Origin of the sequence: Streptomyces sp. NPDC017202 (genome assembly GCF_044331705.1) — a bacterium.
GTDB lineage: Bacteria > Actinomycetota > Actinomycetes > Streptomycetales > Streptomycetaceae > Streptomyces.
Map to the genome: position 1 here is coordinate 332,514 of NZ_JBIRNP010000003.1, position 25,308 is coordinate 357,821.

29 protein-coding genes and 1 pseudogene are annotated in these 25,308 nt (G+C 73.6%); 6 read left to right on the forward strand and 24 right to left on the reverse strand.

All coding sequences use genetic code 11. The annotated features are described in order from the left end of the window. Window positions 1–103 precede the first annotated feature (103 nt). A complete protein-coding gene (locus ACH4N1_RS08990) occupies window positions 104–1,045 on the reverse strand; it encodes a hypothetical protein (protein ID WP_398095653.1) in 942 nt (313 codons plus the stop codon). Window positions 1,046–1,401: 356 nt separating this feature from the next. Between ACH4N1_RS08990 and ACH4N1_RS08995 the strand changes: the two genes are divergently transcribed. Together ACH4N1_RS08995 and ACH4N1_RS09000 are read left to right on the forward strand one after the other, a co-directional pair. Continuing rightward, window positions 1,402–1,776, forward strand: coding sequence for a DUF2795 domain-containing protein (locus ACH4N1_RS08995; RefSeq protein WP_398095655.1), 375 nt, complete (start codon window positions 1,402–1,404; stop codon window positions 1,774–1,776). A 76-nt stretch (window positions 1,777–1,852) separates the two neighbouring features. Beyond that, window positions 1,853–2,395, forward strand: a complete 543-nt coding sequence (locus ACH4N1_RS09000) for a type 1 glutamine amidotransferase domain-containing protein (RefSeq protein WP_398095656.1) — start codon at window positions 1,853–1,855, stop codon at window positions 2,393–2,395. 61 nt (window positions 2,396–2,456) lie between these two features. Here the strand turns inward: ACH4N1_RS09000 and ACH4N1_RS09005 are convergent, their stop codons facing one another. From ACH4N1_RS09005 to ACH4N1_RS09015, 3 genes are all read right to left on the reverse strand, one after another. Then, window positions 2,457–2,789 carry a DUF6158 family protein gene (locus ACH4N1_RS09005; protein WP_366058061.1) on the reverse strand — a complete coding sequence of 111 codons (333 nt, stop codon included), beginning with the start codon at window positions 2,787–2,789 and terminating at the stop codon, window positions 2,457–2,459. Window positions 2,790–2,964: 175 nt separating this feature from the next. After that, window positions 2,965–4,584 carry an ATP-binding cassette domain-containing protein gene (locus tag ACH4N1_RS09010; RefSeq protein WP_398095657.1) on the reverse strand — a complete coding sequence of 540 codons (1,620 nt, stop codon included), beginning with the start codon at window positions 4,582–4,584 and terminating at the stop codon, window positions 2,965–2,967. A gap of 83 nt (window positions 4,585–4,667) precedes the next feature. Further along, the gene (locus ACH4N1_RS09015; RefSeq protein ID WP_398095659.1) at window positions 4,668–5,324 is read right to left on the reverse strand and encodes a histidine phosphatase family protein; all 657 of its coding nucleotides are present in this window, start codon (window positions 5,322–5,324) and stop codon (window positions 4,668–4,670) included. A 265-nt stretch (window positions 5,325–5,589) separates the two neighbouring features. Between ACH4N1_RS09015 and ACH4N1_RS09020 the strand changes: the two genes are divergently transcribed. Both ACH4N1_RS09020 and ACH4N1_RS09025 read left to right on the forward strand, forming a co-directional pair. Further along, the gene (locus ACH4N1_RS09020) at window positions 5,590–6,411 is read left to right on the forward strand and encodes a methyltransferase domain-containing protein (protein WP_398095660.1); all 822 of its coding nucleotides are present in this window, start codon (window positions 5,590–5,592) and stop codon (window positions 6,409–6,411) included. A gap of 42 nt (window positions 6,412–6,453) precedes the next feature. After that, window positions 6,454–6,624 (forward strand): hydrophobic protein, encoded by a 171-nt coding sequence (locus ACH4N1_RS09025; RefSeq protein ID WP_356561562.1) that lies wholly within the window; start codon window positions 6,454–6,456, stop codon window positions 6,622–6,624. 56 nt (window positions 6,625–6,680) lie between these two features. Here the strand turns inward: ACH4N1_RS09025 and ACH4N1_RS09030 are convergent, their stop codons facing one another. From ACH4N1_RS09030 to ACH4N1_RS09095, 14 genes are all read right to left on the reverse strand, one after another. Continuing rightward, window positions 6,681–6,968: a gas vesicle protein K gene (locus ACH4N1_RS09030; protein ID WP_382792808.1), complete on the reverse strand. Its 288-nt coding sequence runs from the start codon at window positions 6,966–6,968 to the stop codon at window positions 6,681–6,683. Next, entirely contained in the window at window positions 6,965–7,153 is a 189-nt protein-coding gene (locus tag ACH4N1_RS09035) for a gas vesicle protein (protein WP_363088727.1), read from the reverse strand. Before ACH4N1_RS09035 ends, ACH4N1_RS09030 begins: the two co-directional genes overlap by 4 nt. Beyond that, window positions 7,150–7,986, reverse strand: a complete 837-nt coding sequence (locus ACH4N1_RS09040; RefSeq protein WP_398095663.1) for a GvpL/GvpF family gas vesicle protein — start codon at window positions 7,984–7,986, stop codon at window positions 7,150–7,152. The genes ACH4N1_RS09035 and ACH4N1_RS09040 overlap by 4 nt, the downstream gene beginning before the upstream one ends. Then, the gene (locus tag ACH4N1_RS09045) at window positions 7,983–8,324 is read right to left on the reverse strand and encodes a gas vesicle protein (RefSeq protein WP_398095665.1); all 342 of its coding nucleotides are present in this window, start codon (window positions 8,322–8,324) and stop codon (window positions 7,983–7,985) included. Before ACH4N1_RS09045 ends, ACH4N1_RS09040 begins: the two co-directional genes overlap by 4 nt. Continuing rightward, a complete protein-coding gene (locus ACH4N1_RS09050) occupies window positions 8,321–9,502 on the reverse strand; it encodes an SRPBCC family protein (protein ID WP_398095666.1) in 1,182 nt (393 codons plus the stop codon). Before ACH4N1_RS09050 ends, ACH4N1_RS09045 begins: the two co-directional genes overlap by 4 nt. Next, window positions 9,502–10,257, reverse strand: a complete 756-nt coding sequence (locus tag ACH4N1_RS09055) for a DNA primase (RefSeq protein ID WP_398095668.1) — start codon at window positions 10,255–10,257, stop codon at window positions 9,502–9,504. The genes ACH4N1_RS09050 and ACH4N1_RS09055 overlap by 1 nt, the downstream gene beginning before the upstream one ends. After that, window positions 10,254–10,517, reverse strand: coding sequence for a gas vesicle protein GvpG (locus ACH4N1_RS09060; RefSeq protein ID WP_366058051.1), 264 nt, complete (start codon window positions 10,515–10,517; stop codon window positions 10,254–10,256). The genes ACH4N1_RS09055 and ACH4N1_RS09060 overlap by 4 nt, the downstream gene beginning before the upstream one ends. Window positions 10,518–10,546: 29 nt before the next feature. Further along, window positions 10,547–11,299 (reverse strand): GvpL/GvpF family gas vesicle protein, encoded by a 753-nt coding sequence (locus ACH4N1_RS09065; RefSeq protein WP_398095669.1) that lies wholly within the window; start codon window positions 11,297–11,299, stop codon window positions 10,547–10,549. Beyond that, complete coding sequence (locus ACH4N1_RS09070) at window positions 11,296–11,721, reverse strand: gas vesicle structural protein GvpA (RefSeq protein WP_363088720.1); 426 nt, start codon at window positions 11,719–11,721, stop codon at window positions 11,296–11,298. Before ACH4N1_RS09070 ends, ACH4N1_RS09065 begins: the two co-directional genes overlap by 4 nt. Window positions 11,722–11,800: 79 nt before the next feature. Next, a complete protein-coding gene (locus tag ACH4N1_RS09075; RefSeq protein ID WP_398095671.1) occupies window positions 11,801–12,199 on the reverse strand; it encodes a gas vesicle protein in 399 nt (132 codons plus the stop codon). A gap of 105 nt (window positions 12,200–12,304) precedes the next feature. Beyond that, window positions 12,305–13,207: a non-homologous end-joining DNA ligase gene (gene ligD / locus ACH4N1_RS09080; RefSeq protein ID WP_398095672.1), complete on the reverse strand. Its 903-nt coding sequence runs from the start codon at window positions 13,205–13,207 to the stop codon at window positions 12,305–12,307. Between the two features lie 122 nt (window positions 13,208–13,329). Next, window positions 13,330–15,186 (reverse strand): transketolase, encoded by a 1,857-nt coding sequence (locus ACH4N1_RS09085; RefSeq protein WP_398095674.1) that lies wholly within the window; start codon window positions 15,184–15,186, stop codon window positions 13,330–13,332. Between the two features lie 4 nt (window positions 15,187–15,190). After that, on the reverse strand, window positions 15,191–16,840 hold the full coding sequence (locus ACH4N1_RS09090) for an FAD-dependent oxidoreductase (protein WP_398095675.1): 1,650 nt from the start codon (window positions 16,838–16,840) through the stop codon (window positions 15,191–15,193). A gap of 329 nt (window positions 16,841–17,169) precedes the next feature. Continuing rightward, entirely contained in the window at window positions 17,170–17,643 is a 474-nt protein-coding gene (locus ACH4N1_RS09095; RefSeq protein WP_398095676.1) for a phage holin family protein, read from the reverse strand. A gap of 130 nt (window positions 17,644–17,773) precedes the next feature. Here ACH4N1_RS09095 and ACH4N1_RS09100 point away from each other — a divergent pair, with 130 nt between their 5' ends. Further along, the gene (locus tag ACH4N1_RS09100) at window positions 17,774–18,124 is read left to right on the forward strand and encodes a VOC family protein (RefSeq protein ID WP_398095677.1); all 351 of its coding nucleotides are present in this window, start codon (window positions 17,774–17,776) and stop codon (window positions 18,122–18,124) included. A gap of 73 nt (window positions 18,125–18,197) precedes the next feature. Here ACH4N1_RS09100 and ACH4N1_RS09105 read toward each other — a convergent pair. After that, window positions 18,198–18,521 (reverse strand): annotated as a pseudogene (locus tag ACH4N1_RS09105) (arginase family protein); the annotation flags it as partial. Window positions 18,522–18,675: 154 nt separating this feature from the next. Here ACH4N1_RS09105 and ACH4N1_RS09110 point away from each other — a divergent pair. Continuing rightward, window positions 18,676–19,089 carry a DUF6204 family protein gene (locus ACH4N1_RS09110; RefSeq protein ID WP_398095678.1) on the forward strand — a complete coding sequence of 138 codons (414 nt, stop codon included), beginning with the start codon at window positions 18,676–18,678 and terminating at the stop codon, window positions 19,087–19,089. Here the strand turns inward: ACH4N1_RS09110 and ACH4N1_RS09115 are convergent. From ACH4N1_RS09115 to ACH4N1_RS09135, 5 genes are all read right to left on the reverse strand, one after another. Further along, window positions 19,007–19,612: a GNAT family N-acetyltransferase gene (locus ACH4N1_RS09115; protein WP_398095679.1), complete on the reverse strand. Its 606-nt coding sequence runs from the start codon at window positions 19,610–19,612 to the stop codon at window positions 19,007–19,009. The two genes, ACH4N1_RS09110 and ACH4N1_RS09115, sit on opposite strands and share 83 nt — an antisense overlap. Before the next feature lie 464 nt (window positions 19,613–20,076). Further along, window positions 20,077–21,000: an LD-carboxypeptidase gene (locus ACH4N1_RS09120; RefSeq protein ID WP_398095680.1), complete on the reverse strand. Its 924-nt coding sequence runs from the start codon at window positions 20,998–21,000 to the stop codon at window positions 20,077–20,079. Then, window positions 20,997–22,949, reverse strand: coding sequence for a prolyl oligopeptidase family serine peptidase (locus ACH4N1_RS09125; protein ID WP_398095681.1), 1,953 nt, complete (start codon window positions 22,947–22,949; stop codon window positions 20,997–20,999). Before ACH4N1_RS09125 ends, ACH4N1_RS09120 begins: the two co-directional genes overlap by 4 nt. 11 nt (window positions 22,950–22,960) lie before the next feature. After that, a complete protein-coding gene (locus ACH4N1_RS09130; RefSeq protein ID WP_398095682.1) occupies window positions 22,961–24,265 on the reverse strand; it encodes a M20/M25/M40 family metallo-hydrolase in 1,305 nt (434 codons plus the stop codon). Continuing rightward, entirely contained in the window at window positions 24,258–25,091 is an 834-nt protein-coding gene (locus tag ACH4N1_RS09135; protein WP_398095684.1) for a M55 family metallopeptidase, read from the reverse strand. The genes ACH4N1_RS09130 and ACH4N1_RS09135 overlap by 8 nt, the downstream gene beginning before the upstream one ends. Window positions 25,092–25,308: the final 217 nt, after the last annotated feature.

The window sequence follows — 25,308 nt, forward strand, 5'->3', positions numbered from 1 at the left end:
GTGTCCGGGGCCGGGCGGGCCCTCGGGTGCCGAGTACCCCGTGTGCCGTCGCCCCATGGCAGCGGGCCGGGGTCGCGCCGGTCACCCCGCGGGCCGGGCGGCGTCAGACGCCCGCCGTACGGTCCCGGCGGCGCAGCCGGTGGACGGCCGCGCCGAGTGCGCCGGCGATGAGCAGCCCGCCCGCGACCAGGGCGGGGACGGAGTCGGTGAAGGTGCCGCCGGTGCCGGCGCGTACGCCGTGCTGGACGGCGGCTCCGGGGCAGGCGGCACCGTGCGACGCGGTGTCGCGGGAGGCGGCGTCCCGGGAGGCGGCGTCCCGGGAGGCGGCGTCCCGGGAGGCGGTGACGTGCGGCGCGGTGTCGCGGGAGGTGGGGCAGGGCTGGGGTGCGGGGCGGGTGGGGCAGGGGGCGGGGTGGCCGGCGGCGCACGGCTGGGGCGTGGGTGCCGCGCAGGCCGTGGGGTGCGCGGGCGCGCAGCTCGGGGCGCCGGGCACCGAGCCGTCACCCCCGCCACCACCCGCGCCGTCACCCTCACCACCACCCGCGCCGTCACCCTCACCACCGCCCGCGCCGTCACCCTCACCACCAGCCGCGCCGTCACCCCCACCGTCGCCCGCGCCGCCGCCCGTGCGGGGGACGTCGTAGGTGGCGCTCCACGGGCCGCCCTGGCCGCCGGGCGGTGCCGGGCAGGTGCCGTCGACGGTCCAGGCGGAGTCCGTTCCGACCGCGTCGGCCGGTACGTCGAGGTCCGCGGCCGGGGCGATCCGGGCGGTGCCCCGGTAGGCGGGGCCGGTCAGCTCGTCGCCGCCGGGCTCCAGGGTGAGCTCGACGGTGCCCTCCTCGAAGGCGTCCGAGGCGGCGTCGATGGTCCGTGGGGCGGGCGCGCCGAGGGGGTCGCAGGTGACGGTGACGGTGACGCTGCCCCCCGGAGCGGCCGTGGCCGGGCTGATCTCCGCCGCCGGGTCCGCGAACGCGGCCGGGGCGGCGCCGGCCAGCACGGCACCGGCCAGGGCGGCGACGGACAGGACACGGGCGGTGGGGCGCATGGGACGGCTCCTTCGGCCGACGGCTGCGAGGCACGTGTCCGTGCCTCCCGGCTATCACAGCCCGCGCGGTCCGCCACCGCCCGTGGCCGCGGTCCATTGGCGGGACGGCCGCACCCGATCGGGTGACGGGTGCGGAGCCCCGGCGCTCCCTCTCTTCGGGCTCTTCGGGCTCTTCGGGCCGCGTCCCTCAGCACCTGTTGACACGACCGGTCGCGGCACCGGCCGACCGGCCGGGACCGGCGCGTCCGCGAGATGCCCGGCTCCCCCGCGTCCACGACTTCGGCGGCGGGGACCCGGTGTCGGTTCCGGCCCCTCGGGTACGCGGAGGGCCTGCACCCGAGGAAGTGGAGGGAGACATGCAGCGAGGCAGCGCCCGGCTGAGTGTCCACCGGGACGACGAGATGAAGCACGAGCTGCAGGGCCTGCTGAGGTCCGGGCACCCCACGCGCTCCGAGGAGTGGCACGACCCCGAGCCGTCCGCGGAGGACGATCCGCAGGTCTGGGGCGGACCGGTGGTGCCGGGGGACGCGCGGGCGTCGCTGGCGACGGTACGGCTGGAACTGGCCCGCATCCTGGGCCGCAGTTCGTTCCCCGCCGGCTCCCAGGAACTGGCGAGGACCCTGCGCCGCAAGAACGCGCCGGACGCGCTCGTCGAGGCGGTACGGCGGCTGCCGCACAAGCAGCGCTACGCCACCGTGCAGGAGCTGGCCGAGACCCTGACCAGGGCCTGACCGCGGACAGAGCCCGAGCACACAGGCGCACACAGGCACACATACGGGGAAACACCGGAAAGGACGTTGAACGATCATGCGCATCGCGTTTCTGACGGCTCCCGAGGGCGTCGAGCAGGTGGAGCTGACCGACCCCTGGCAGGCGGCGGTGGACGCGGGACACGAGCCCGTGCTGGTGTCGACCGAGCGGGGCGAGGTCCAGGCCTTCAACCATCTCGACAAGGCGGACACCTTCCCCGTCGACGAGGTGGCCGGCGAGGTTTCGGCGGACTCCTTCGGCGGCCTGGTCCTGCCGGGCGGCGTCGCGAACCCCGACTTCCTGCGCACCGACGACAAGGCGGTGGCGTTCGTCAAGGCGTTCTTCGAGCAGGGCCGGCCGGTCGCCGCGATCTGCCACGCCCCGTGGACGCTGATCGAGGCGGACGTCGTGCGCGGCCGGGTGCTGACCTCCTGGCCGAGCCTGCGGACCGACATCCGCAACGCCGGCGGCGACTGGGTCGACGAGCAGGTCAAGGTCTGCGACCACGGCCCGAACAAGCTCGTGACCAGCCGCAAGCCGGACGACCTGAAGGCGTTCTGCGAGACCTTCCTGGACGTGTTCGCCCAGGAAGCCGCCTGAAGGACGCCCGAAAGACTCCCGCGCACCGGGAGGCCGGTGGGTGAAGCGGCTCCGGCGGGGTTCAGACCCGGCCGGGGCCGTTCGCCGTGCCGGGACCCCACTTGCCGACGGGCGTGCCCGGGCGGTCGGTGCCGTCGGCCCGGCCGGCGCGTTCCCGGGCGCCGTCGCGGGTGCGGGCGGGCGAGACGAAGCGGCGCGGGTTGCGGCGCAGGTACTCGCCCTCCAGCTTCGCCATCCGGTCGTTGTGGGCGCGCAGGGCGTCGTTCGAGCCGTACAGCAGGGTGTCGTGGCGGGTGCGGTGGATCGTCTCCAGCTCTTTCATGAGCTGCTGGTCGTCCAGCCTGTCGGGGTCGACTCCGGTCATCGTGGTACCCCACTCGTCGTGTGCGTCCATGGGGTCCGGGTACCCGCCCGCGCGGCACGGACGTCCGGCCGGCATCGGGGAGGGGCCATGGATCTCGCGTCCTTGAGTCCACTGTACGAACAATCCGGCTCCCGGGCCTCCGGCTGCGGCGGGCGTGCGGGCCTCCCCCGGCCCGCCCCGGCCTTCACCGGGCGGGCCCCGTCCGCTAGCGGACGCGCTCCACGCGGCGCTCGTCCCACACCGGCTCCGGGGTCTCGCGGACCCGGCCGTCGCTGCCGAAGACGAGGTAGCGGTCGAAGGAGCGGGCGAACCAGCGGTCGTGGGTGACGGCCAGGACCGTGCCCTCGAAGGCCTCCAGCCCCTCCTGGAGCGCTTCGGCGGACTCCAGGTCGAGGTTGTCGGTCGGCTCGTCGAGGAGGAGGGCGGTGACGCCCTCCAGCTCCAGCAGCAGGATCTGGAAGCGGGCCTGCTGCCCGCCGGACAGCCGCTCGAAGGCCTGCTCGGCCTGCTGGGTCAGCTCGTAGCGGCGCAGCCGGGACATGGCCGCGCCGCGGTCCTGGGAGTGCTCCTGCCACAGGATGTCCAGGAGCGTGCGGCCCAGCAGTTCCGGGTGGGCGTGGGTCTGCGCGAAGTGGCCGGGCACGACCCGCGCCCCCAGCTTCCACTCCCCCGTGTGCGCCACGGTGTCGCCGGCCAGCAGGCGCAGGAAGTGCGACTTGCCGGAGCCGTTGGAGCCGAGGACGGCGACCCGCTCGCCGTAGAAGACCTCCAGGTCGAAGGGTTTCATCAGGCCGGTCAGTTCGAGGCCCTTGCAGGTGACGGCCCGCACGCCGGTGCGGCCGCCCTTGAGGCGCATGGTGATGTCCTGCTCGCGCGGCGGCTCGGGCGGCGGGCCCGCCTCCTCGAACTTGCGCAGGCGGGTCTGCGCGGCCTGGTAGCGGGAGGCCAGCTCGTGGCTGATCGAGGCCGCCTGTCGCAGGTTCAGGACCAGCTTCTTCAGCTGGGCGTGCTTCTCGTCCCAGCGGCGGCGCAGTTCCTCGAAGCGGGCGAAGCGTTCGCGCCGGGCCTCGTGGTAGGTGGCGAAGCCGCCGCCGTGCACCCAGGCGTCGGCGCCGGCCGGTCCCGGCTCCACGGAGACGATCTTCTCGGCGGCCCGGGAGAGGAGTTCGCGGTCGTGGGAGACGAACAGGACCGTCTTGCGGGTCTCCTTCAGCCGCTCCTCCAGCCACCGCTTGCCCGGCACGTCGAGGTAGTTGTCGGGCTCGTCGAGCAGCAGCACCTCGTCGGTACCGCGCAGCAGCGCCTCCAGCACCAGCCGCTTCTGCTCGCCGCCGGACAGGGTGCGCACCTGGCGGAACTGGGCCTTGTCGTAGGGCACGCCGAGGGCGGCCGTGGTGCAGATGTCCCACAGCGTCTCGGCCTCGTACCCGTGCGCCTCGGCCCAGTCGGACAGGGCCTGCGCGTAGCTCATCTGCGCGGCCTCGTCGTCCACGGTCATGATCGCGTGCTCCGCCTCGTCGACGGCCCTCGCGGCCTCCTGGATGCGCGGCGAGGACACCGACACCAGCAGGTCCCGTACGGTCGTCTCGTCGCGTACGGAGCCCACGAACTGGCGCATCACACCGAGCCCGCCGCCGACGGTGACGGTGCCGCCGTGCGGTTTCAGCTCGCCGGAGATCAGCCGCAGCAGGGTCGTCTTGCCGGCGCCGTTGGGTCCCACCAGGGCCACGACGGCCCCTTCGCCCACCCGGAAGGACACGTCGCCGAGCAACGCCCTCCCGTCGGGGAGGTGGTACTCGAGGTGCGCGGCTTCCAGATGTCCCATGAGGGTGCATTCTGCGGGCCGTCGGCCGGATGCGGCAAACCCTTATCGATGTCTCGCCGGCGCGGTCCCCGCAGGTCGGGAGATCATCCGGCCGCGCCGAGCGGCTCGCCGGCCGGTCCGCCCCCGCCCGCGGGTGTCACGGTCGCGCCCGCCCAGGTCAGGGCCTCGAACCCGGCGGAGGGGGTGCCGTCGAGGACGATCACGCCGGTGTTGGCGAGTCGGCGGGCGGCGGCGAACGGCACGTCCACGTTGCGGGCGCGGGCCGCCGTCCAGGTGCGGATCGCGGCCCCGTGGCTGACCAGGGCGACGCGGCGGGCGCCGCTCGCGGCGGCCTCGGCGACCACGGTGTCGTAGCGCTCCAGGAACTCGGTGCCGCTCTCGCCGCCCGGCATGCGCAGCTCCAGGTCGCCGGCCGCCCAGGCGAACACGGTGCGCAGGTACCGCTCGCCCTGCTCGGACCCGCCCGGCAGGAGTTCGAGGTCGCCGGCGGAGATCTCCCGGATGCCGTCGCGCTCGAGGACGTCCAGGCCGCGGGCGGCGGCCAGCGGCGCGGCGGTGAGCCGGGTGCGCACGAGGGTGGAGACGTACAGGGCGTCGATGTCCTCGTCGGCGAGGGCCCGGGGCAGGGCGGCGGCCTGCCGCTCGCCGAGCGCCGTGAGGCCGGGGCCGGGGACGGCGGTGTCCAGCAGGCGCTGCACGTTGGTGGGGGTCTCACCGTGTCGGATCAGGAGCAGACGCATGCGCTCACCTTCCGGTGCCGTGCCGCCCCGCGCGGGGACCGGCCTCTGAAGGGTACCCGCGGGCCGCCGACGGCATCCGTCCGCCCGGGGGCTCGCCCGGGGCCGGACACCGGTCCCGGAGCACTTCACTGACGGACCGTCAGTCCATCTTTCGGAACGAACTGTCTCACTATGCGAATACGGGACTACCGTGACGCACGTCAGCCCCCGGGCTCCACCAAGTCCGGGGACCGGGCCGTGAAGGCCGTGAAGAAGGGGCCGAGCCATGCCGGAAGCGCGGGAGACCGCCGTCTACACGCACGGACACCACGAGTCGGTACTGCGGTCGCACACCTGGCGGACCGCCGCCAACTCGGCGGCGTACCTGCTCGGTTCGCTGAAGCCGCACATGAAGATCCTGGACATCGGCTGCGGTCCGGGCACCATCACCGCCGACCTGGCCGCCCTCGTCCCCGACGGCCACGTCACCGGCGCCGACCGGGCACCCGACGTCCTGGAGCAGGCGCGGGCCACGGCCGCCGGACGCGGCCTGACCAACGTCGACTTCACGGTCGCCGACGTCCACGCCCTCGACCACCCGGACGACACGTTCTGCGTGGTCCACGCCCATCAGGTGCTCCAGCACGTCGGCGACCCCGTGCGGGCGCTGCGCGAGATGCGGCGCGTCACCAGGCCCGGTGGATACGTCGCCGTCCGCGACGCGGACTACGCGGCCATGACCTGGTACCCGGCCTCGGCCGGGATGGACGACTGGCTGGACCTCTACCGCGCGGTGGCCCGCGCCAACGGCGGGGAGCCCGACGCCGGGCGCCGGCTGAAGGCCTGGGCGCGGGAGGCGGGCTTCACGGACGTCACGGCCACCTCCGCCACCTGGACCTTCAGCACCGCCGAGGAGCGGGCCTGGTGGAGCGGCCTGTGGGCCGACCGCACCCTGGCCTCCGCCTACGCGGAACGGGCCGTCGAGGGCGGCCACGCCGACGCCGGGCGGCTGGGGGCCGTGTCCGAGGCCTGGCGGGAATGGGGACGGCGGGAGGACGGCTGGTTCGCCGTTCTGCACGGGGAAATTCTATGCAAAAAGGACGCCTGAATCGCACATTCGGGGAAACTCGGCCGGCAGGAGGTCGAAACTATGGTTCCCATCCTGCTGGTACTGCTTCTGGTGCTGATTCTCTTCGGTGCCGGATTCGCAGTGAAGGTGCTCTGGTGGATCGCGATCGCGGTTCTCGTTCTCTGGCTCCTGGGGTTCCTGATGCGCGGTACCACCGCGGGCGGGGGCCGGGGCCGCTGGTACAGGTGGTGAGTCGGCCCCGGGAGCGTCTCACCGCCGCCCCCGCGGGCGGCATCCCGTAGGGCGCCTCATTCCCGGGGCAGCAGGGGTCCGAGCGGCCCGAGGTCCAGATTCAGGTCCTCGGGCCGCAGGCCGTAGCGGTCGCGCAGTTCCGTCATCCGGTCGTCGAGCAGCATCAGCGTGAGCCCGATCCGCTCCTCCTGCTCCTCGGACAGGTCGCCCTGGTCGAAGCGGCGCAGCGCCTGCCGTTCCATCAGCTGACGCAGCAGCTCGACGACGGTGAGGACGAGCTTGATCAGATCCCGCTCGACCGTGTCGGGCTCGAGATCGACATGACGCTCGCTCGGCGTGGTCACGAAAGCTCCTCCCAGGGCGACGGAACGTTCTCGTTCACAGAGCTGATCAGCGCGTTGAGATCGATGCGGACCAGGTCGACGTCCGCGATCCGCAGGGTGATGTCGCCCTTGATGACGACCCCGCCGGCCAGCAGCCGGTCGAGCAGGTCGACGAGGGCGATCTCGCGGCGCTCCACGACGGTCATGAGCCGGCCTCCCCCGCGCTCCCGCCGCTCTCCTCGCCCCTGCCGCGGTCCCCGCCCCGCACACCCTCGTCCGCCGGGGGATCCACGAAGGAATACGCCGCCCACGGTCCCGTGAGTTCGACGCGCATTCCGGGTTCCTCGTCCTTCGTACGGTCCACGCGTTCCACGAATTCCTCGGATTCCGTGCGGGGCACGAGATAGGCGGCGTTCAGCACGTTCTGTCCCGAGGAACGGGAGAGGGCGGAGTTCTGCGGTGCGTGGAGGCGGGCCGCGTCCGCGTGCTCCGAGAGCAGGGAGTGCAGCCGGCCGGCGAACCGTTCCGCCCGCTGCCAGGTGTCCTCCTGCGCCCTCGCCTTCCTGCGCCGCTGAAGGAGGTAGTCGCGCCCCGAGGCGGGTTTCGCCGGCCCGGCGTCCGGGCCGGCGGTCTCCTCGCCCGTGGGCTCCACGTAGACCTTCACACCCCACTCCACGCGCCCCTCCAGCCGGTCCAGGGTGCGCCGGAAGAACTCCTCGCGTTCCTCCATCATCACGCGGACGCCGCTGTCGTCGCGGAAGACGGTGGCGAGCCGCAGGGGCAGCGGCGTGGTGACCGCGGTGAGCGCGTCGATCACCTGCTGGTGGCCGCGCGCGGTCGCGGCCAGCCAGTCCAGGTCCTCCAGGTGGGCGCGGAGCGGTTCCTCGGCGAAGTCCTGTGCGGGCACGTCGCTGACGACGGCGATCAGGCCGTGGTGGTGCAGCATCTTGGCCGGCGCGCCCGCCACACCCGTCAGCTCGGCCTGCAGAGGCGCTCCGACCGGCCGGCAGACGGCGTACACGTACCGCAGTCCGGTCATGAGGACTCCTCCCCGGTGCGGGCACGGCCCGGCTCCAGTTCCTCCAGGCGAGCCAGTCGTTCACGCAACTCGGCGTTCTCCTTGGTGAGTTGGTCACGTCTGGCCCGGGTGGACAGCGCCGGGTCGTCCTCCCACCAGTCGATGCCCATCTCCTTGGCCTTGTCGACCGAGGCGACGATGAGGCGGAGCTTGATCGTGAGCAGTTCGATGTCGAGCAGGTTGATGCGGATGTCACCGGCGATGACGATGCCCTTGTCGAGGACGCGTTCCAGGATGTCCGCGAGGTTGGCGCCGCCGCCCTGGCCGTACGGTTCCGGCATCCGGCTCGGCATGCTCATCGACGGCTCCTCCTGTCCTCGTCCTCCGGGGCCTCTTCCTCGTCTTCCTCGTCCTCTTCGTCGTACTCGTCGGCCTCGGCCTCGGGCTCGCCCTCCTCCTCGTCCTCTTCGTACTCGGCCTCGGGCTCACCCTCCTCGTCCTCTTCCTCCTCCTCGTACTCGCCCTCGGGCTCCTCGTCGTACTCCGCCTCCGGCTCGTCCTCGTCGTACTCGCCCTCGGCCTCCTCCGACTCCTCGGGCTCCTCCGACTCCTCGGATTCCTCCGACTCCTCGGCTTCTTTCTCCTCCTCGGCCAGGGCGTCCTCGTGGGAGCGGACGATCTCGCCGTCGCGGATCTCACCGCGCCAGCCGTCCTCCGCCTCCCCCTTGAGGGTGATGAAGCGGGCGAAGTTCTTCAGGTCGAGGCGGGCACGGCGGCCCTGGGCGCGCCAGATGTTGCCGGTCTTCTCGAACAGGCCCGTCGGGTAGTACTCCATGACCAGCACGACGCGGGTGAGGTTCTCGGCGATCTCGTGGAAGGAGATGACGCCCTTGGTGGTGCCCTTGGCGCCCTCGGACGTCCAGGAGATCCGGTCGTCCGGGACCTGCTCGGTGGTCTTCGCCTTCCAGCTCCGGTTGGACCAGAAGACCTTCAGCTGCCAGTCGCTGCTGGTGTCGTCGGCGCGGCTGGCGCTCTTGACGCCCTTGGCGAAGGTGCTGAAGTCCTGGTACTTGGTCCACTGGTCGTAGGCGGTGCGCAGTGGCACGCCGACGTCGATCTGCTCCATGATGACGGTGGGCTTGGAGCCCGACCCGCTCTTGCGCTTGCCCTTGCCCTTGCCGCCACCGAGGTTCTTGAAGGCGCCGGTCACCTTGTCCTTGATGTTCGAGGCGCCGAGTTCCATCGCGGTGCGCATCGGGCTCTTGCCCTCGGCCAGCTTGCGGCCTCCGTCGAGGGCCATCTTGGCCAGACCGGGGCTCTTGCCCTCGGCGATGTCGTTGAGTTTGCCGGTGGTCTCACCGAGCTTGCGGCCGACGCCGACCAGCACGCGCTGGGCCTGCGCGGCGAGGTACTCCTGCGCCTCCGCCTTGAGCCGGTCGGCGGCCTCGCTCTGCGCGAGGTCCGTCAGCGGGTTGCCGCCTGCCTTGTCCGTCGCCTCGCCGGCCGCGGACTTCGCCGATCCCAGTGCCTCGGTCATCACTCACCGCCTCCCTTCGACCGCCGGGTCCGCGACGTGGTCTTCGCGGCCGTCTTCCGGGCCGAGCCGGCGGTCTTCTGCGAGGCCGCCCCGCGCGCGGACGCCTTCTTGGCGGGGGCCTTCTTCGCCGCGGTCTTCTTGGCGGGGGCCTTCTTCGCCGGGGCCTTCTTCGCCGCGGTCTTCTTGGCCGTCGCCTTCTTGCGCGGCGGCTCCTCCTCCTCGGGCTCTTCCTCCTCGGGCTCTTCCTCTTCGGGCTCTTCCTCGGCCTCGTCGGCCCGGTCCTCGGCGTCCTCGTCCTCGTCGCCCTCGTCGGCCCGGTCCTCGGCGTCCTCGTCGTAGTCCTCGCCCTCGTCCTCGTCGCGCGCGGACTCGGGCTCCTCGTACTCGTCCTCGTCGTCCGCCTCGTCCCGCGACTTCCCGCCCGGCACGTCGGGGACGACGCCGTCGAGCTCGTCGCGGACCCGGTTCGTACGGCTGTGCAGCCGGTCGGCGAGGGCGCTCATCTGCCGCTCGACCATCGCGCCCGAGGCGGCCTTGCCGACACCGCGCAGCTCGCCGCGGAGCTGTTCGGTGATCTCCTTGAACTGCGGGTTGTCCTTGAGCTGCTGGGACACCAGGTCGGCCACGCCGCGCGGGGTCAGGTTCAGCTTCTTGCCCGCGACCATCGAGCCGACGGCGAGCGCCAGTTTCATCTTCTTGCTGCGTCCCAGGAGGTATCCGGCCCCTACCGCGAGGCCCAGTCCCACTCGGTTCATCGTGCTGTCCCGTCGTCGGTTCCCGTACTCCTGCGCATGGCGATGTCCAGCCGGTCGAGGAGCTCGTCCTCCATCCGGTCGAACTCCTCCTCCGTGATCGCTCCGTCCTCCAACTGCTCCTCGAGACGGGAGAGTTCGGCCCGAACCGTGGCGGGGTCGTAATAGATCCGCTCGGCCTCCTGAACGACCTGCTGGATCACCCAGCCGCTGCCGCGCACCGGGGCGAACGGCAACAGCAGCACCTCTGAGATCAGGCCCATCTCCCTGCTCCTTCGCTGGTGTGCCCCCGCTAGCCGGCCGCCGGTACGGCGGGCTTCGCGGGGCCGGGCTCGACGAAGCTGTACGGCGGCAGCGGGCCGTTCACCCGCACTTCCAGGTGGGGACGGCTCTCGCGCAGTCCGTCCGCCGCCTCCAGGAAGCGCGCGGCCTCGTCCCGGTCCACCAGGAACGAGACGTTGGCCAGCCAGCCGGTGGACTCGGGACCCGGCTCGACGCTCGCCGCGAGGGGCTCCAGGACCCGCTGCACCTCCGCCGCGTCCTCGGCCTCACGGGCCTTGACCGCGGCCGCCACCATCTCGCCGAGCTGGATCTTCTGCTCGTACGAGCCGCCGCCGGCCTGCCGGTTCGCCTCGGCCATCGCGCGCAGCTCGGGGCTGTCCGCCATCACCTGGTGCAGCACGGCGTCCTCGACGTGGGATGCCTTGATGTTGTACTCGACCTTGTTCTCGAGCGCCCGCAGCCGCTCCAGGTAGTGCTCGGCGCGCTCGGTCAGGACGCCGGTGACCGCGTCGTCGTCGGGGGCGACGCTGCCGAACCGCATGGGCAGTACGCACCCCTCCGCACCCGCCTCGCCGAGGACGGTCTGGTGGGCGAGGAGATCGCGGCGCTTGGGCCGCAGGTTCTCGGGAGCATCGCTGACGACGGCCGCGAGATCACCCGCGTGCAGCACCCGTACCGGCAGCGGGGGCTCTCCCACCCCGCTCAGCCCCTCCGGGAGGGCGGGGTGCGAAGCGGCGGTGATGCCGTAGACGTAGGTGCTCACTCCTGCTCCTCCTTCCGGCGCGCGGACGTCGACTTGCGCGTACGCGGCCTGGACTCGGTCTCGCCTTCCTCACGGGCCTGCTTGAAGGCGCCGGAGATGGTCTCGGCGGCGCCGGACAGCGCCCCCTTGGACTTGCCGCGCGCGCCGGACTCGGTGACGTCACCGACGATCTCGGGCAGGCCGGGGCTCTTGCGCGGGCCCGCCTCCAGGTCGAGACGGTTGCACGCCTCGGCAAACCGCAGGTAGGTGTCGACACTGGCCACGACGACCCGTATGTCGATCTTCAGGATCTCGATGCCGACCAGAGAAACCCGCACGAAGGCGTCGATGACGAGCCCCCTGTCGAGGACGAGTTCCAGGACGTCGTAGAGGCCGCTGGAGCCGCCTCCGCCACCGGACTGTTGTGCCGGGACCACGGTCATGCCGACCGCACCTCCTTGTGTGTGATGAATGGTGTGTGATGAACGGTTGTGGGGCCGGGCCGTTCGACGGGCGAACGGCCTACCGGCCACCGGAGCGCGCGTCGGACCGCCCGCGCTCGTAACGGCGGATGCGGCGGTAGCCGGTCAGCTGGCCCTCCGGGTCGAGTTCGACCTCGTAGCTCGCCATGAGGCTCATGGTGTCGGGCACCCGCTCGAGTTCGAGGACCTCGACCTCCAGGGACCAGCCGTCTTCGGTCTGCGAGAAGGACGAGACGCTCTCGGCGGTCATGCCGGTCAGCTCGGCGAGCTGGGCACGCGCCTGGCGCAGCACCTCCATGGGCTTCGGCCGGTCGTCCGTCACGGTGTCGTCCTCGCCCTCTTTCCGGTCGTCGGTCGGGGAACCGCCCTTCGGGGGTCTCCGCGAACTCCGCGTGTTTCGTGAAGCCTGTGTGTCTGCCGTGTTCTTTGTGTTGGACATGGCCACCTCTTCCTTCCGTGTGGCCGGAAGGACCATGGCCAAACCTCCAGGAGCACACGCGTCTGGGCCGGTCGCGGCACGTCCTGCACACCGGCGGTAGGTGCATCAGACACGCAGCGCGTCGAGGCGGCGCCGGGCGGGCCCCAGGGCACGTCCGGCGCCGCTCGTCCCGGACCACGGCCGGGTCCGGGCCTGCTCGAGGGCGTCGGCGACGGTCCACCGGCGGGGCCCGAGACCGGGGTCGTCGAGCTGGTCCCGGGCGATGGGCATGGCGACGGGGGCGCCGGGACGGGCGCGCACGGTGAAGGGGGCGACGGCGGTCTGCGCGTAGCCGTTGCGCTGCACGTCGAGGTAGAGCCGCTTCCCCCGGTCCTTCTTGCGGGCGGCGGTGGTCAGCTGCTCCGGATGTCCGGCGGCGAGCAGCTCGGCGGCGTCCCGCGCAAAGGTGCGCACCTCGTCGAAGCCGTGCTGTCCGTCCAGGGGGACGACGACGTGCAGTCCGCGCGAGCCGGTGGTCATCAGGGCGAAGGGCAGCCGCACCTCGTCGAGCAGGTCGCCCAGCCACCGGGCCGCCTCGCGCACCGCGGCGAAGTCGTCCCCGGAGGGGTCCAGGTCGAAGATCATCAGGTCGGGGCGGTCGGCCCGGCCGGCCCGCGACAGCCAGCGGTGGAAGGTGAGACAGGCCTGGTCGGCGAGGAACACGAGGGTGGCGGTGTCGTCGCAGACGGTGTGCAGGACGGTGCCGTCCTCCTTGCCGACCCGCGTCCGGGTGATCCACCGCGGGTAGTGCCCGGGGGTGTTCTTCTGCATGAACCGGGGGCCGTCGACGCCGTCCGGATGCCGTTCCAGCATCAGCGGCCGGCCGCGCAGCTGCGGCAGCATGAACGGGGCCACCGACCGGTAGTACGCCACCAGGTCGCCCTTGGTGTACTCCTCGCCGTCGGCACCGGCCGGGAAGAGCACCTTGCCCGGCCGGTGCACCTCGACGGTGCGGCGTCCGGCCCGCACCCGGCGAACGTCGCCGCCTTCTGGACGGCCGCCGTCGCCCTCAGGGCGGGCGCCGTCGTCCTCAGGGCGGGCGCCGTCACCGTCCGGACGACGGCCGTCGCCGCGGGACCGGCCGCCGTCGCTCACGGGACGACCGCCGTCTCCACCAGCAGTCGGGCGGAGGCGGCGATCGACTCGGCGTCGATGCCCGCCGCGTGCAGTTGCTCCTCGGGGCTCGCCGAACCCGGCATCGTCCGCACGGCGAGCCGCACGAGGCGGGGCACCGGGCGCCCGTCGGTGAAGGCGTCGAGGACCGCGTCGCCGAGTCCGCCCTCCTCGTGGTGGTCCTCCACGGTCACCAGGCAGCCGGTCTCCTCGGCGGCGCGCCGCAGGGTGTCCCGGTCGACGGGCTTGACGGAGTACAGGTCGATCACCCGGACCGGGATGCCCTCGGCGTCGAGGGCGTCGGCGGCCTTCAGCGCCTCGTGCACGGTCACGCCGGCCGCGACGAGGGTCAGCCGGTCGCCGCCGGAGGCGCGCAGCACCTTGCTGCCGCCGACCGGGAACTCCTCGTCGGGCCCGTAGATCACCGGGCTCTCGCCGCGCGAGGTGCGCAGGTAGCGGATGCCGTCGAGCCCGGCCATGGCGGCGACCAGGTGGGCGGTCTGGTTGGCGTCGCACGGGTACAGGACCGTGGAGCCGTGCACGGCCCGGAACATCGCCAGGTCCTCCAGGCCCATCTGCGAGGGCCCGTCCTGGCCGATGGCCACCCCGGCGTGCGAGCCGACCAGATTGATCCCGGCGCCACTGACGGCCGCCATGCGCACGAAGTCGTACGCCCGGGTCAGGAAGGCCGCGAACGTGGAGGCGAAGGGCACCCGGCCGCAGCCGGCCATGCCGACCGCGGTGGCGACGAGCTGCTGCTCGGCGATATAGCACTCGAAGAAGCGGTCGGGGTGCTCCTTGGCGAAGAACTCGGTGCGGGTGGAGTCGCCGACCTCCCCGTCGAGGGCGACGACGTCGCCGCGGGCCGCGCCGAGGGCGGCGAGGGCCTGCCCGAAGGCGTCGCGGGTGGCGACACCCTTCTCGGGATCGCCCTTCTCCCAGCGGGGCAGGTCGAGACGGCCGGTGGGCACCGAGTGCAGCATGCGGGTGGCGGGCGGCTCGTGCACCTCGACGCGCAGGTCGCGGATCCCGCCGAGTTCCGCGATCGCCTCGTCGGCGTCCGGCAGCGGCTTGCCGTGCAGCCCCTCGCGGTCCTGGACGGCCTCGACGCCCCTGCCCTTCAGGGTGCGGGCGAGGATCGCGGTGGGCTGGCCCTTGGTGGAGACCGCCTCGCCGTAGGCGCGGTCGACGGCGTCCACGTCGTGGCCGTCCACCTCGACGGTGTGCCAGTCGAAGGCCTGGAAGCGGCGGGCGTAGGCGTCGAGGTCGTGGCCGTGCCGGGTGGGGCCGCGCTGGCCGAGCCGGTTGACGTCGACGATCACCGTGAGGTTGTCCAGGTGCTCGTGGCCCGCATGCTCGGCGGCCTCCCACACCGAGCCCTCGGCCATCTCGCTGTCCCCGCACAGCACCCACACCCGGTGGTCGGAGTGGTCCAGCCGCTTGCCCGCGAGGGCGATGCCCACGCCCACGGGCAGCCCCTGGCCGAGGGAGCCGGTGGCCGTCTCGACCCAGGGCAGGCGCTGCGGGGTGGGGTGCCCTTCGAGGCGGCTGCCGAGTGCGCGGAAGGTGAGGAGCTCCTCGTCGTCGATCGCGCCGGCCGCCTTGTACGCCGCGTACAGCAGCGGGGAGGCGTGGCCCTTGGAGAGGACGAAACGGTCGTTGGCCGGGTGTGCGGGACGGTCGAAGTCGTAGCGGAGGTGGTTCGCCAGCAGGACGGCCATCAGGTCCGCGGCGGACATCGACGAGGTCGGGTGCCCGGACCCCGCGGCGGCGGAGGCACGGACGCTGTCCACTCGCAACTGCTGGGCGAGCTCGCTGAGTTCGGCGGTGTCCATCGGGTTACTGCTCTCCTTCTCGGGGGAGGGGACGCGGCTGGTCACCGGCGGGCCCGGGGCCGGGCCGGCTTTCGGCGGGCCCACCGCCGGGCTGGTTCTTCGCCGGTTCGCCGCCGGGCTGGTTCTTCGCGGGCTCACGGCCCGGCTGGTTCTTCGCGGGCTCGCCGCCCGGCTGGTTCTTCGCCGGTTCCGGTGCCTGGCGGTGCCCGGCCTGCTCGTTCTTCACCGGCTCGGGGGTCGGTGAGGTGATCGTCCGGGAGGTGTCGTCACCGCCGCCTCCGCCCAGGGCCTTCTGCCCGGTGGTGGCGGGAACGCCGGCCGCGGACGTCGCGTCCCGCTGCCGTTCGCGTCCGTCCGGCATCCGCGCCAGTTCCGGCGAGGCCGTGTCCAAGGGCACCGACCAGGACCGGACGAGGCCCAACTGGACGGCCTGGCGCGGCAGTACGGCGTCCAGCAGCCAGTCGGCCGCGACGCGCACGCGGTTGCCGGGCATGGCGGCCAGGTGGTAGCCGCGGGTGACCGCGCCGGCCGGCAGCCCCGACAGCGGGACGCCCAGCGGGTTCGCGGCGGCCTTGACCCCGCCGAGGTCGACGACGAAGCCCATGTCCTTGTGCCGGTAGGGCCGCAGCTCGCGCCCGGTCAGCGAGGCGGCGATGTTGTGTGCGGCGACCTTGCCCTGCCGCCAGGCGTGCTGTGCCGTCATGGGCGTGTACGCCCCCGGCTTCTCCAGATCGGGTACGGCGGCGGCGTCACCGCACGCGAACACCTCGGGCCTGCCCGGCACGCGCAGGGTCGGCTCGACGAGGAGCCGCCCCCGCTCCATGGGCAGCCCGAGGGACTCCGCGAGGGGATCGGGCCGTACGCCCACGCACCACACGAGGGTGCGGGTGTCGACGAACTCGCCGTCGGTGAGCAGGACTCCGTCCGGGGTGGCCTCCTTCACGGAGGTTCCCATCCGCACGTCGACGCCGCGTTCGCGCAGCACCCGGTCGGCGGTGGTGGAGAGCCGCTCGTCGAGTTCGGGCAGGACGCGGTCGGCGACGTCGAGCAGCAGCCAGCGCGGCCGCATGCCCTTGCGCAGGGGGTGGGCGCGCACCAGCGCGTCGGTGAACAGCTGCCCGTGGGCGGCGACTTCGGTACCGGTGTAGCCGGCGCCGACCACCACGAACGTACAGCGGGCCGTGCAGAGCGCGGCGTCGTCGGCGGAGGAGGCCAGTTCGACCTGCCGGGTCACGTGGTCGCGCAGGTAGAGCGCCTCGGGCAGGCCGCGGAAGCCGTGCGCGTGCTCGGCGACGCCGGGGATGGGCAGCAGCTTGTTGACGCTGCCGGCGGCCAGCACCAGCCGGTCGTAGCCGAGGGTGCCCGCCTCGCCCTCGGGGCCGGTGTAGTGCACGGTGCGCCCGTCGAGGTCGATGCGGCCGGCCTCGCCGAGCACCAGCCGCACGTCCGGCAGGTTGCCGGCGAGGGAGACGGTGACCCGGCGCGGTTCGAGGATGCCGGCGGCCACCTGGGGCAGCAGGGGCAGGTAGAGGAAGTAGTCGGTCGGGTTCAGCAGGGTGATGTCGGCCCGGCCGCGGGCCGCCCGCGCGAGGGTGCGGGCCGTGCGGTATCCGGCGAAGCCGGCTCCGACGATCACGATGCGGGGTCGACTCACGTTCGCCTCCGGTGGCCCCGCGCCGTCGGGGCCGCGGGGAAGTGTGTCGTACGGGGGTTTCCGCGTCCCCCCGGGCAGACCCGCCAAACGTCCGCGGGCCCCGCGGAGCCCCGTGGGACCCCGGTTTCCCGCCCGCGCGCGGGGCACCCCGGACCGCGACCGCCCACCCGCCGCACCCCGGCGGAGGTACCCCCGCGGCCGAGTACGGCTGTTTCCCGTCCTGCGAGGAGTCCGGCCCCGGCTTCCCGTCCTGCGAGGAGTTCGGCCCCGGCTCCGGTCACCACGGCGGTCCTGCCGCGCGTCCACGTCGTGGGTCGGGCCCGGTCGGGTCAGGCCCGGTGGTGGGGCGTCTCGGGGTCGATGCGGCCGGGCCGCGGCGCCTCGCCCGGCTCGGGGACGCCCACGCTGGGTGCGGCGGTCGGCATCGGCGGGTAGGGCGTGCCGGTGGCCGCCCCCGTGGGCGGTGCGGCGGGTCCCGGCTGTGCGGACGGGACCGTGCCGTGGTGGGCCGGGTGCGGGCGGGCGGCGCTGCGCAGGACGTAGGCCAGCACGCCGAGGAGGGCCGCGGTGATCAGGGCGGCGGCCCAGTCGGGCAGCCCGATGTCGAGGGCGAGGCCCACGGCCAGCGCGACGGCGGCTCCCGCGTACAGGGCGAGCGCGCCGGAGGCGGCGTACAGCGTGGCCCTGCGGCGCTGCTTGCGGGTCTGTTCGCGCAGTTCCTCGCGGATGGTCTCGCGTGCCACCTGCGCCAGCTCGTCGACGAGGTGCTTGTCCAGATGCTCCAGGTGATCGATGCGCTCCATTCCTCCCGGGTACCCGGCGCCATCGGCCGGTAACGCGGTGCGGGGCGGGTGCGCGCCGGCCCGGCGGGGGCCGCCGAGGGGATCGTGAAGGGATCTCCGCGGCCCGTCCGGCCCAACTAGGCTTTCGCGCATGAACATTCTGGGAGCCACCCTGCGTGTCTGCGTGGACGATCTGGAAGCCGCCGTCCCCTTCTACGAGCGCCTCTCGGGCGCCCCGGCGCTGCGCTTCGAGCGCGGCGGCGTGCGGGTCGCCGCGGTCGGCTGCTTCCTGCTGATGAGCGGGCCCGCGGCCGAGCTGGAGGTGCTGCGCAAGGTCGCCGCGACGATCGCCGTGACGGACGTCGACCAGGCGTACAAGACGCTGGACGAGCTGGGCGCGGACATCATCGCGGGCCCGGTGGCGACCCCGGCGGGCCGCAACCTGATCGTGCGGCATCCGGACGGCGCGGTGTACGAGTACGTGGACCGCCGCCCGGCGTGAGGCGGACGGCGGACGGCGGACGGCGGACGGCGGACGGCGGGCGGCGGGCGGCGGTTCAGGAGCGGCCGAGGGCGGTGACGTCGAGGCCCGCGCAGCGCGGCGAGGTGAGCAACGGCCGCAGCGGCGCGACGAGTTCGTCGGGGAGGAGACCGTTCGGGTCGGGACTGTCGACGGCGGGCACGACCGTCGGGTCGAGGACGTCGGCGTCCAGGTGCACCCGGAAGCCGTCCGGTTCGGGGCGCGCGAAGGCGCGTGCGGTGGCCTCGCCGAGCATCTCAGGTCCTCCCTCGCGCAGTTCGCCCACGGTGACGACGGGCATCCCCAGGGCCGCGGGTTCGGCGGTGTCGTCGGCGAACTCGTCGCGGATGCCGGGGAACCGCACGTCCTCGTCGCGCAGAACGGTGCCGGGGGCGGGCGCGGTCCCCGGTGGGAGGGGGCGTCGAGCACCACGAAATTCCGCATGCCCGGCGTCCTCGCCGACGTACAGTCGGGCATTCGACGGCTTTCCCGCGGACCACGCGGGACATGCGGGACACGAAGGAGCGGACGCGGTGAGCGAGCAGACGGCCGAGCGGCACACCTACCGGGTCATCGTCCGGGGCACCTGGGACGGTCTGACGGAGGCTGCGCGTGCCCGGCTGCTCTCCGAGGCCGCCGAGCACGGCCTGACGAGCATGCGGTTCACCGAGGAGGGATCGCTGACGTACGAGCCGTCGCCGCTGAAGCACTTCTCGCTGCGGTACGTGGTGGTCTCGGACGCGGCGGACGGCGAGGAGATGGCGGGCGCGCTCGCCGAGGAGCGCGCCGAGACGACGCTGCGGGAGCTGGGCTACGGCTTCACGGGCCTGAAGTCGACGGTCACGGACCTGGACACGATGAAGATCAACCGGAAGGGCGGGCGGTCCCGGGGGACCGCGGGGAACGCGGGGCATCCGGGGAACGCGGGGAGCGCATCTCGGCGGTGAGCGCCCACCGCTCGTGGTCGCGCCAGTCCCCGTCGATGTGGATCATCTTCGGGGAGAAGCCCTCCAGCCGGAACCCGCAGGCCCGCGCGAGGGCGATCGAGGCGGCGTTGCCGGGCTGCACGTTGATCTCCAGCCGGTGCAGCCGCATCGGCCCGAAGGCGTGGGCCACCACGAGGTCGAGCCCCTCGCGCATCAGTCCGCGCCCGGCGGCGTGCGCGAAGGCGCCGTAGCCGAGCGCGCCGCACTGGAAGCCGCCGCCGACGATGTTGTTGATGTTGATGAACCCGGCGACGGCCCCGTCGTCCAGGGTGCACACGAGGAACCCGGCCTTCGTCGGGTCCTCGATGAGCCGTCCCGCGTAGGCCCGGTACGCCTCGGCGGTGGCCGGCGGGAACAGCCACGGACGGTGCAGGTCCCTGCTCTCCCGGACCCGGGCCGTGAACTCGTCCGCGTCGGCGTGGGAGAAGTGGCGTATGCCCACGCGGGAGCCCTCGGCGAGGTGGCGGGATGTGGTGTGCGGCATCGGGCCAGCGTACGGCGTGGTCGGTCGCGCCGTCTGACGGCGTACGCGCCGCACAGCGCGCCGACGACCCCGGTGGCGGGCATCGCCGTCCACAGCGGCACCGTCACCGTCACCTCGGGGACCAGCAGCCTGATCCGGATGGCGCCGGTGTTCTCGAAGATGAAGATCAGGGCGAGGAGGGCGAGCGCCAGGACGGTGATCCGGGTGGGCGTCGGCGCGCCCCCCGGCCCGCTGGTCTTCCCGCCGCTCTCGGAGGTCTCCGGACTCATACGACCAGGGTGGGCCCGCCGGCACCCTCCCGCGCGGCGGAGGACTGCCCCCGGGTGACGCCCCGGCCGCCCGTCCCGGATGCTCGCTCCGGCCGGTGGTGGCCTGCCGGTGCCGGGCCCGACGGGTGACGGGCCGGGCGGCTGACGGGCCGGGCGGCTGACGGGCCCGACGGCTGACGGGCCCGGCGGAAGTGGTCAGCTCAGGGCGGGCGTGGCGAGGGTGAGCGTGCCGGCGTCCGCGTCGAGTTCGGCGGCGACCCCGAAGGGCACCGTCAGGGCGCCGTCGCAGTGGCCGAAGCCGAGTTCCTCGACGACCGGCACGCCGAGCCCGCCGAGCCGGTCGGCCAGCACGGGCCGCAGTTCCTCGTAGGGGCCGCACTGCGCCCAGGAGCCCAGCGCGATCCCGGCGACGCCGTCGAGCCAGCCGGTGCGCAGGAGGTGGGTGAGCGTCCGGTCGACGCGGTACGGCCGTTCCCCGACGTCCTCCAGGAGCAGCAGTCCGCCGCGGGCGCCGGAGCGGGTGTGCGGGGTGCCGTACCCGGTGGCGAGGAGGGTGAGGCAGCCGCCGAGGGTGACGCCGCGGGCCCGGCCGGGAGCGAGGGCGGTGCCGGTGGAGGTGAGGGTGCGGACGGCCTCCGGGGCGAACAGGGTGGCCCTGAGATGCTCCTGGGCGCGGGAGTTCTTCACGAAGTCGACGCCGGCGGCGACGGGGCCGTACAGCGTGACCAGGCCGAGGCGGACGGCGAACGCCTCCTGCAGGGTGGTGCTGTCGCTGAAGCCGAGGAACACCTTCGGCCCGGCGGCCCGCATGGCCTCCCAGTCGAGCAGGTCCACCATGCGCTGGGCGCCGTACCCGCCGCGCGCGCAGATCACCGCGTCGACGGACGGGTCGCACCAGGCGCGCTGGAGGTCGGCGGCCCGGTCGGCGTCGGTGCCGGCCAGGTGGGGCAACGCGCCGTGCACGTCGAGGACGTGGGGTGCGGCGAACGGGTCGAGGTCCCAGCCGCGCAGCAGGTCGAGGCCGGCCTGGAGCCGTTCCTCGGCGACGGGTCCGCTGGGCGCGACGACCGCCACCCGGGCGCCGGGGGCGAGCCGGGGCGGCCGTACGAGTTCCTTCACCTGACCAGCTCCAGAGTGGGGACGCCGGGCGTGTTCAGCCCGAACACCTGTGCGTACAGGGACAGTTCGGCCTCCAGGGCGCGCACCACCGTCTCGGCCCGCCGGAAGCCGTGCCCCTCGCCCTCGAAGGCGAGGTAGGCGTGCGGCACTCCGCGTCCCGCGATGCGGGCGAGGAGCCGCTCGGCCTGGGCCGGCGGGCAGATCACGTCGTCGAGGCCCTGGAGCAGCAGGAACGGTACGCCGATGCGGTCGGCGTGCTCGACGGGCGAGCGTTCCGCGTAGCGGGCGGGCACCTCGTCGAGGGGGCCGACCAGGGTGTCGAGGTAGCGCGACTCGAAGTCGTGGGTCTCCCCCGTCGCCCAGGCCGTGAGGTCGAGGACGGGGTAGCTGATCGTGCCGCAGGCGTAGACGTCGGTGCCGGCCAGGGACGCGGCGGCGGTCCAGCCGCCCGCGCTGCCGCCGCGGATCGCCAGCCGGCCGCGGTCGGCGGTGCCCTCGTCGGCGAGGGCGAGGGCGACGGCGGCGCAGTCCTCGACGTCGACGACCCCCCACTGCCCGCGCAGCCGGTCCCGGTACGCGCGCCCGTACCCGGTCGACCCGCCGTAGTCGACCTCGGCGACGCCGATGCCGCGGGAGGTGAAGTAGGCGATCTCCAGGTCCAGTACGAGCGGGGAGCGGTCGGTGGGCCCGCCGTGCGCCCAGATCACGTAGGGCGGCGGTTCGGCGCCGGGGGCGGCGCAGTCGGGGTTGCGCGGCGGGTGGACGTGGGCGTGGATCTCGCGGCCGTCGGGGCCGGTGAAGGTGCGGATCCGGGGTTCGGGGTAGTACGCGGGGTCCACGGCGTCCTCGTGCCCGGCGCCGATCACCCGGGCGCGGCCGGTACGCACGTCCAGTTCGACGACCTCGTGGGCGCTGCGCGGGCCGGCGCCGACGGCGACGACCCGCTCCCCGTGCACGGCGAGGGTGGAGGCGAACTCGGTCCAGGGCCCGGCGACGTCGACGACCTCACCGGTCTCGGGGTCGAGGACGCCGAGCGCGGTGGCCCCGCGGCCGTGCACGACGGCGACGAGGCCGTCCGCCAGCGGGGCGAACCAGCGGTGGCCGAGCTTCCAGAGCGCGCCGCCGAACTCCTCCTCGCGCGGGCACACGGGCCGGTGGTCCCGGTACAGGTTCCACCAGCCCGTACGGTCGCTCGCGTACAGCAGACAGCCGTCCGTCGACCAGTCGACCTGCGCGATCGACTCCTCGGGACCGCCGGCCACCACGCGGGGTTCCCCGAACGTCCCGTCGGCGCCGACCTCGGCGACCAGGACCTCCGTGCCGTCCCACGGCATCCGCGGATGGTCCCAGGCCAGCCAGGCGGCCCGTCGGCCGTCGGGCGACAGCCGGGCTCCGGTGACGAACCGCCGCCGCGCGTCGGTGAGTTCGCGCACGGCACCGCGGTCCGCGGCCGCCGAGCCGTCCAGCGGCACGGCGGCCAGGACCCGGCGCACGTCGGTGGGTCCGTCGCCGGTGAACTCCTCCAGCACGCACCACACTTCGTCACGCCCGGGCGGGAACTGCGGTTCCGCCCAGCGCAGTCCGCCGCCCACCTCCGACACCGGGGTCAGCGGACGGGGCTCGCCGCCGGGCTCGCAGGCGTACAGGCGCTGGTCGGCGAAGTGCACGAACACCACCAGGGTCCGGCCGCCCAGCACCCGGCCCGCCCAGGGCTGTCCGCCGTACTCGAGGACCCTGCTGCGCACGTTCCACGGCGCGGGCAGGACCGACTCCTCGGTACCGTCGGCCCGCCGTCGCACCAGCGTGCGCCGGCCGCCCTCGGCGGGCCGGGGGGCCGTCCACCACACCTCGTCGCCGACGAAACCGACGTACTCGGGACGCCCGTCGTGCGCGGCGGCGAGACGCGCGTCGAGGGGGGAGGGCCAGGCGCCGTACGGCAGGTTCTGCACGTCTCGCTCCTCTAGGCCGTGCGCAGGAAACGGTCGAGGACGTCGACGCCGAAGTGCAGCGCCTCGACGGGGACCCGTTCGTCGACGCCGTGGAAGAGGGCCTGGTAGTCGAGGCCCTCCGGCAGCTTCAGCGGGGCGAAGCCGTAGCCGGTGATCCCGAGCCGCGAGAACTGCTTGGCGTCCGTGCCGCCGGACATGCAGTACGGCACCACGTGGCCCTGCGGCGCGAACTCCTCGACGGCCGCCCGCATCCTGGCGTACGTCGGCGAGTCCACCGGCGCCTGGAGGGCGACCTCGCGGTGCGCGAACTCCCAGTTCACGTCGGGGCCGGTCAGCGTGTCGAGGGTGGCGCGGAACTCGTCCTCGCAGCCGGCGAGATACCGCCCGTCGACGTACGCCACCGCCTCCCCCGGAATCACGTTGACCTTGTAACCGGCTTCCAGCATGGTCGGGTTGGCGCTGTTGCGGACGGTCGCCTCGACCAGTTTGGCCGCCGGGCCGAGCTTCTCCAGCAGAGCGTCCACGTCGTCCAGGTCGGCCTCGATGCCGTAGAGGGCGGCGATCTCGGTGAGCGCGGCGGTCACCGTGGGGGTGAGCCGCAGCGGCCACTCGTGCTCGCCGATGCGGGTGATCGCTGCGGCCAGCCGGGTCACCGCGTTCTCCCGGTTGACCTTGGAGCCGTGTCCCGCGCGTCCGCGCGCGGTCAGCTTCAGCCAGCCGGTGCCGCGTTCCCCGGCCGCGATGGGGTAGATCTCGCGTCCGGTGCCGTCGTGGAAGGTGAACGCGCCCGACTCGCTGATGCCCTCCGTGCAGCCTTCGAAGAGGTGGGGGTGGCGGTCCGCGAGGAACCCGGAACCGTCCTCGGCGCTGGCCTCCTCGTCCGCCGTGAAGGCGACGACGACATCGCGCCGGGGCCGGACGCCCTCGCGGGCCCAGGACCGGACGACGGCGAGGATCATCGCGTCCATGTTCTTCATGTCGACGGCCCCGCGCCCCCACACGACGCCGTCGCGCACCTCCCCGGAGAAGGGGTGCACGCGCCAGTCCGCGGGCTCGGCCGGCACCACGTCCAGGTGCCCGTGGACGAGCAGGGCGTCCGCCGACGGGTCGGTGCCCTCGATGCGGGCGACCACGTTGGTGCGGCCCGGCGTGCGTTCGAGGAGCGTCGGCTCCAGGCCCGCCGCGGCGAGCTGTTCGGCCGCGTACTCGGCGGCAGGCCGCTCCCGGCAGTCCCCGCCGCCCCGGTTGGTCGTGTCGATCCGGATGAGGTCCGAGGTGAACCGCACGACCTCGTCCCTCGCCTGCCCGTCAGCCATACTGCTCCTCCACCGCGGCCGAGACGACCGTCGTGACCGCCTTGAACGTGCGAATGCCCTCGTACATGGTGCCGCTGGTGTAGGCGACCCTGCGCTCCGCGGTCCGCGCCACGCCCGGCACCACGGTCGCGGCCATCGCCAGGTGCTCGGCGTCGAACTCGACCGCGACGGTGAACGGTCCCGCGTCCACCGGCTCCCCGCGGACCGCGAGCCCGGCGGCCTCCTTCGCCGCGGCCCGGATGTCCGCGGCGGTCCTGGCCGGGGTCCGGCACACCGCCGCGTACCGCGACACGTGGTCCTTGACGGCGACCTTCAGCGCCTCGGGCGCGTACCCGAGCGCGTCCTCGCAGGCCACGTCGTCACCGGTGACCAGCACGACCGGCACCCCGTACTCGGCGACGACCCGCGCGTTGAGCAGCCCCTCGCTGGCCCGCACGTCGTTCAGCCACACCCCGGTGATGGAGTTGGCGAGGTAGGTGTGGGCGAGGACGCCCTCCGCGCCGGCTCCGGCGTGGTAGCCGACGAACGCGATCCCGTCGACGTCGCCGTGCTGGACGCCCTCCACCATCGACAGCGACTTGTGCCGCCCGGTGAGCATCTGCGCCCGCTCGTCGAGCCGCTCCAGGAGCAGGTTGCGCATCGTCCAGTGCGCCTCGTTGATCAGGACCTCGTCGGCGCCGCCGTCGAAGAACCCGAGGACGGCCGCGTTGACGTCGGAGGTGAACAGCGCCCGGCACCGCTCCCACTGCGGCGTCCCCGGCAGCACGTCGGCCGGCCAGGTGACGCCGGTGGCGCCCTCCATGTCGGCGCTGATCAGGATTTTCATGCCCGCGTCCGTCCTCTTTCGGGAAACCCCCTGAGCTTAACGGTCCTCCGGACGGCCGGCGGAGGGCCTGCCCGGCGGGACAGGCGCACGGCGGCCGCGGCGGCCGACGCCGGGACGCCCTGCCCGGCGGCGGGCCCGTACGGTGTGTCGCCCGCCGGTGGCGCGGACCGGCTCCGTACGCGCTCCCGCACGCTTCGCGCGGGCGGCGTACGCCGCG

Excerpts from the sequence above, each read along its gene's own strand:
- ACH4N1_RS09070 (WP_363088720.1), bottom strand. The coding sequence starts at position 11,721 with ATGACCGTGGTCCCGGCACAACAGTCCGGTGGCGGAGGCGGCTCCAGC.
- ACH4N1_RS09055 (WP_398095668.1), bottom strand. The coding sequence starts at position 10,257 with ATGAACCGAGTGGGACTGGGCCTCGCGGTAGGGGCCGGATACCTCCTG.
- ACH4N1_RS09020 (WP_398095660.1), top strand. The coding sequence starts at position 5,590 with ATGCCGGAAGCGCGGGAGACCGCCGTCTACACGCACGGACACCACGAG.
- ACH4N1_RS08990 (WP_398095653.1), bottom strand. The coding sequence starts at position 1,045 with ATGCGCCCCACCGCCCGTGTCCTGTCCGTCGCCGCCCTGGCCGGTGCC.
- ACH4N1_RS09005 (WP_366058061.1), bottom strand. The coding sequence starts at position 2,789 with ATGGACGCACACGACGAGTGGGGTACCACGATGACCGGAGTCGACCCC.
- ACH4N1_RS09135 (WP_398095684.1), bottom strand. The coding sequence starts at position 25,091 with ATGAAAATCCTGATCAGCGCCGACATGGAGGGCGCCACCGGCGTCACC.
- ACH4N1_RS09025 (WP_356561562.1), top strand. The coding sequence starts at position 6,454 with ATGGTTCCCATCCTGCTGGTACTGCTTCTGGTGCTGATTCTCTTCGGT.
- ACH4N1_RS09060 (WP_366058051.1), bottom strand. The coding sequence starts at position 10,517 with ATGGGCCTGATCTCAGAGGTGCTGCTGTTGCCGTTCGCCCCGGTGCGC.
- ACH4N1_RS09095 (WP_398095676.1), bottom strand. The coding sequence starts at position 17,643 with ATGGAGCGCATCGATCACCTGGAGCATCTGGACAAGCACCTCGTCGAC.
- ACH4N1_RS09100 (WP_398095677.1), top strand. The coding sequence starts at position 17,774 with ATGAACATTCTGGGAGCCACCCTGCGTGTCTGCGTGGACGATCTGGAA.
- ACH4N1_RS09040 (WP_398095663.1), bottom strand. The coding sequence starts at position 7,986 with ATGACCGGACTGCGGTACGTGTACGCCGTCTGCCGGCCGGTCGGAGCG.
- ACH4N1_RS09115 (WP_398095679.1), bottom strand. The coding sequence starts at position 19,612 with ATGCCGCACACCACATCCCGCCACCTCGCCGAGGGCTCCCGCGTGGGC.
- ACH4N1_RS09045 (WP_398095665.1), bottom strand. The coding sequence starts at position 8,324 with ATGAGCATGCCGAGCCGGATGCCGGAACCGTACGGCCAGGGCGGCGGC.
- ACH4N1_RS09130 (WP_398095682.1), bottom strand. The coding sequence starts at position 24,265 with ATGGCTGACGGGCAGGCGAGGGACGAGGTCGTGCGGTTCACCTCGGAC.
- ACH4N1_RS09015 (WP_398095659.1), bottom strand. The coding sequence starts at position 5,324 with ATGCGTCTGCTCCTGATCCGACACGGTGAGACCCCCACCAACGTGCAG.
- ACH4N1_RS08995 (WP_398095655.1), top strand. The coding sequence starts at position 1,402 with ATGCAGCGAGGCAGCGCCCGGCTGAGTGTCCACCGGGACGACGAGATG.
- ACH4N1_RS09075 (WP_398095671.1), bottom strand. The coding sequence starts at position 12,199 with ATGTCCAACACAAAGAACACGGCAGACACACAGGCTTCACGAAACACG.
- ACH4N1_RS09050 (WP_398095666.1), bottom strand. The coding sequence starts at position 9,502 with ATGACCGAGGCACTGGGATCGGCGAAGTCCGCGGCCGGCGAGGCGACG.
- ACH4N1_RS09085 (WP_398095674.1), bottom strand. The coding sequence starts at position 15,186 with ATGGACACCGCCGAACTCAGCGAGCTCGCCCAGCAGTTGCGAGTGGAC.
- ACH4N1_RS09010 (WP_398095657.1), bottom strand. The coding sequence starts at position 4,584 with ATGGGACATCTGGAAGCCGCGCACCTCGAGTACCACCTCCCCGACGGG.
- ACH4N1_RS09035 (WP_363088727.1), bottom strand. The coding sequence starts at position 7,153 with ATGACCGTCGTGGAGCGCCGCGAGATCGCCCTCGTCGACCTGCTCGAC.
- ACH4N1_RS09000 (WP_398095656.1), top strand. The coding sequence starts at position 1,853 with ATGCGCATCGCGTTTCTGACGGCTCCCGAGGGCGTCGAGCAGGTGGAG.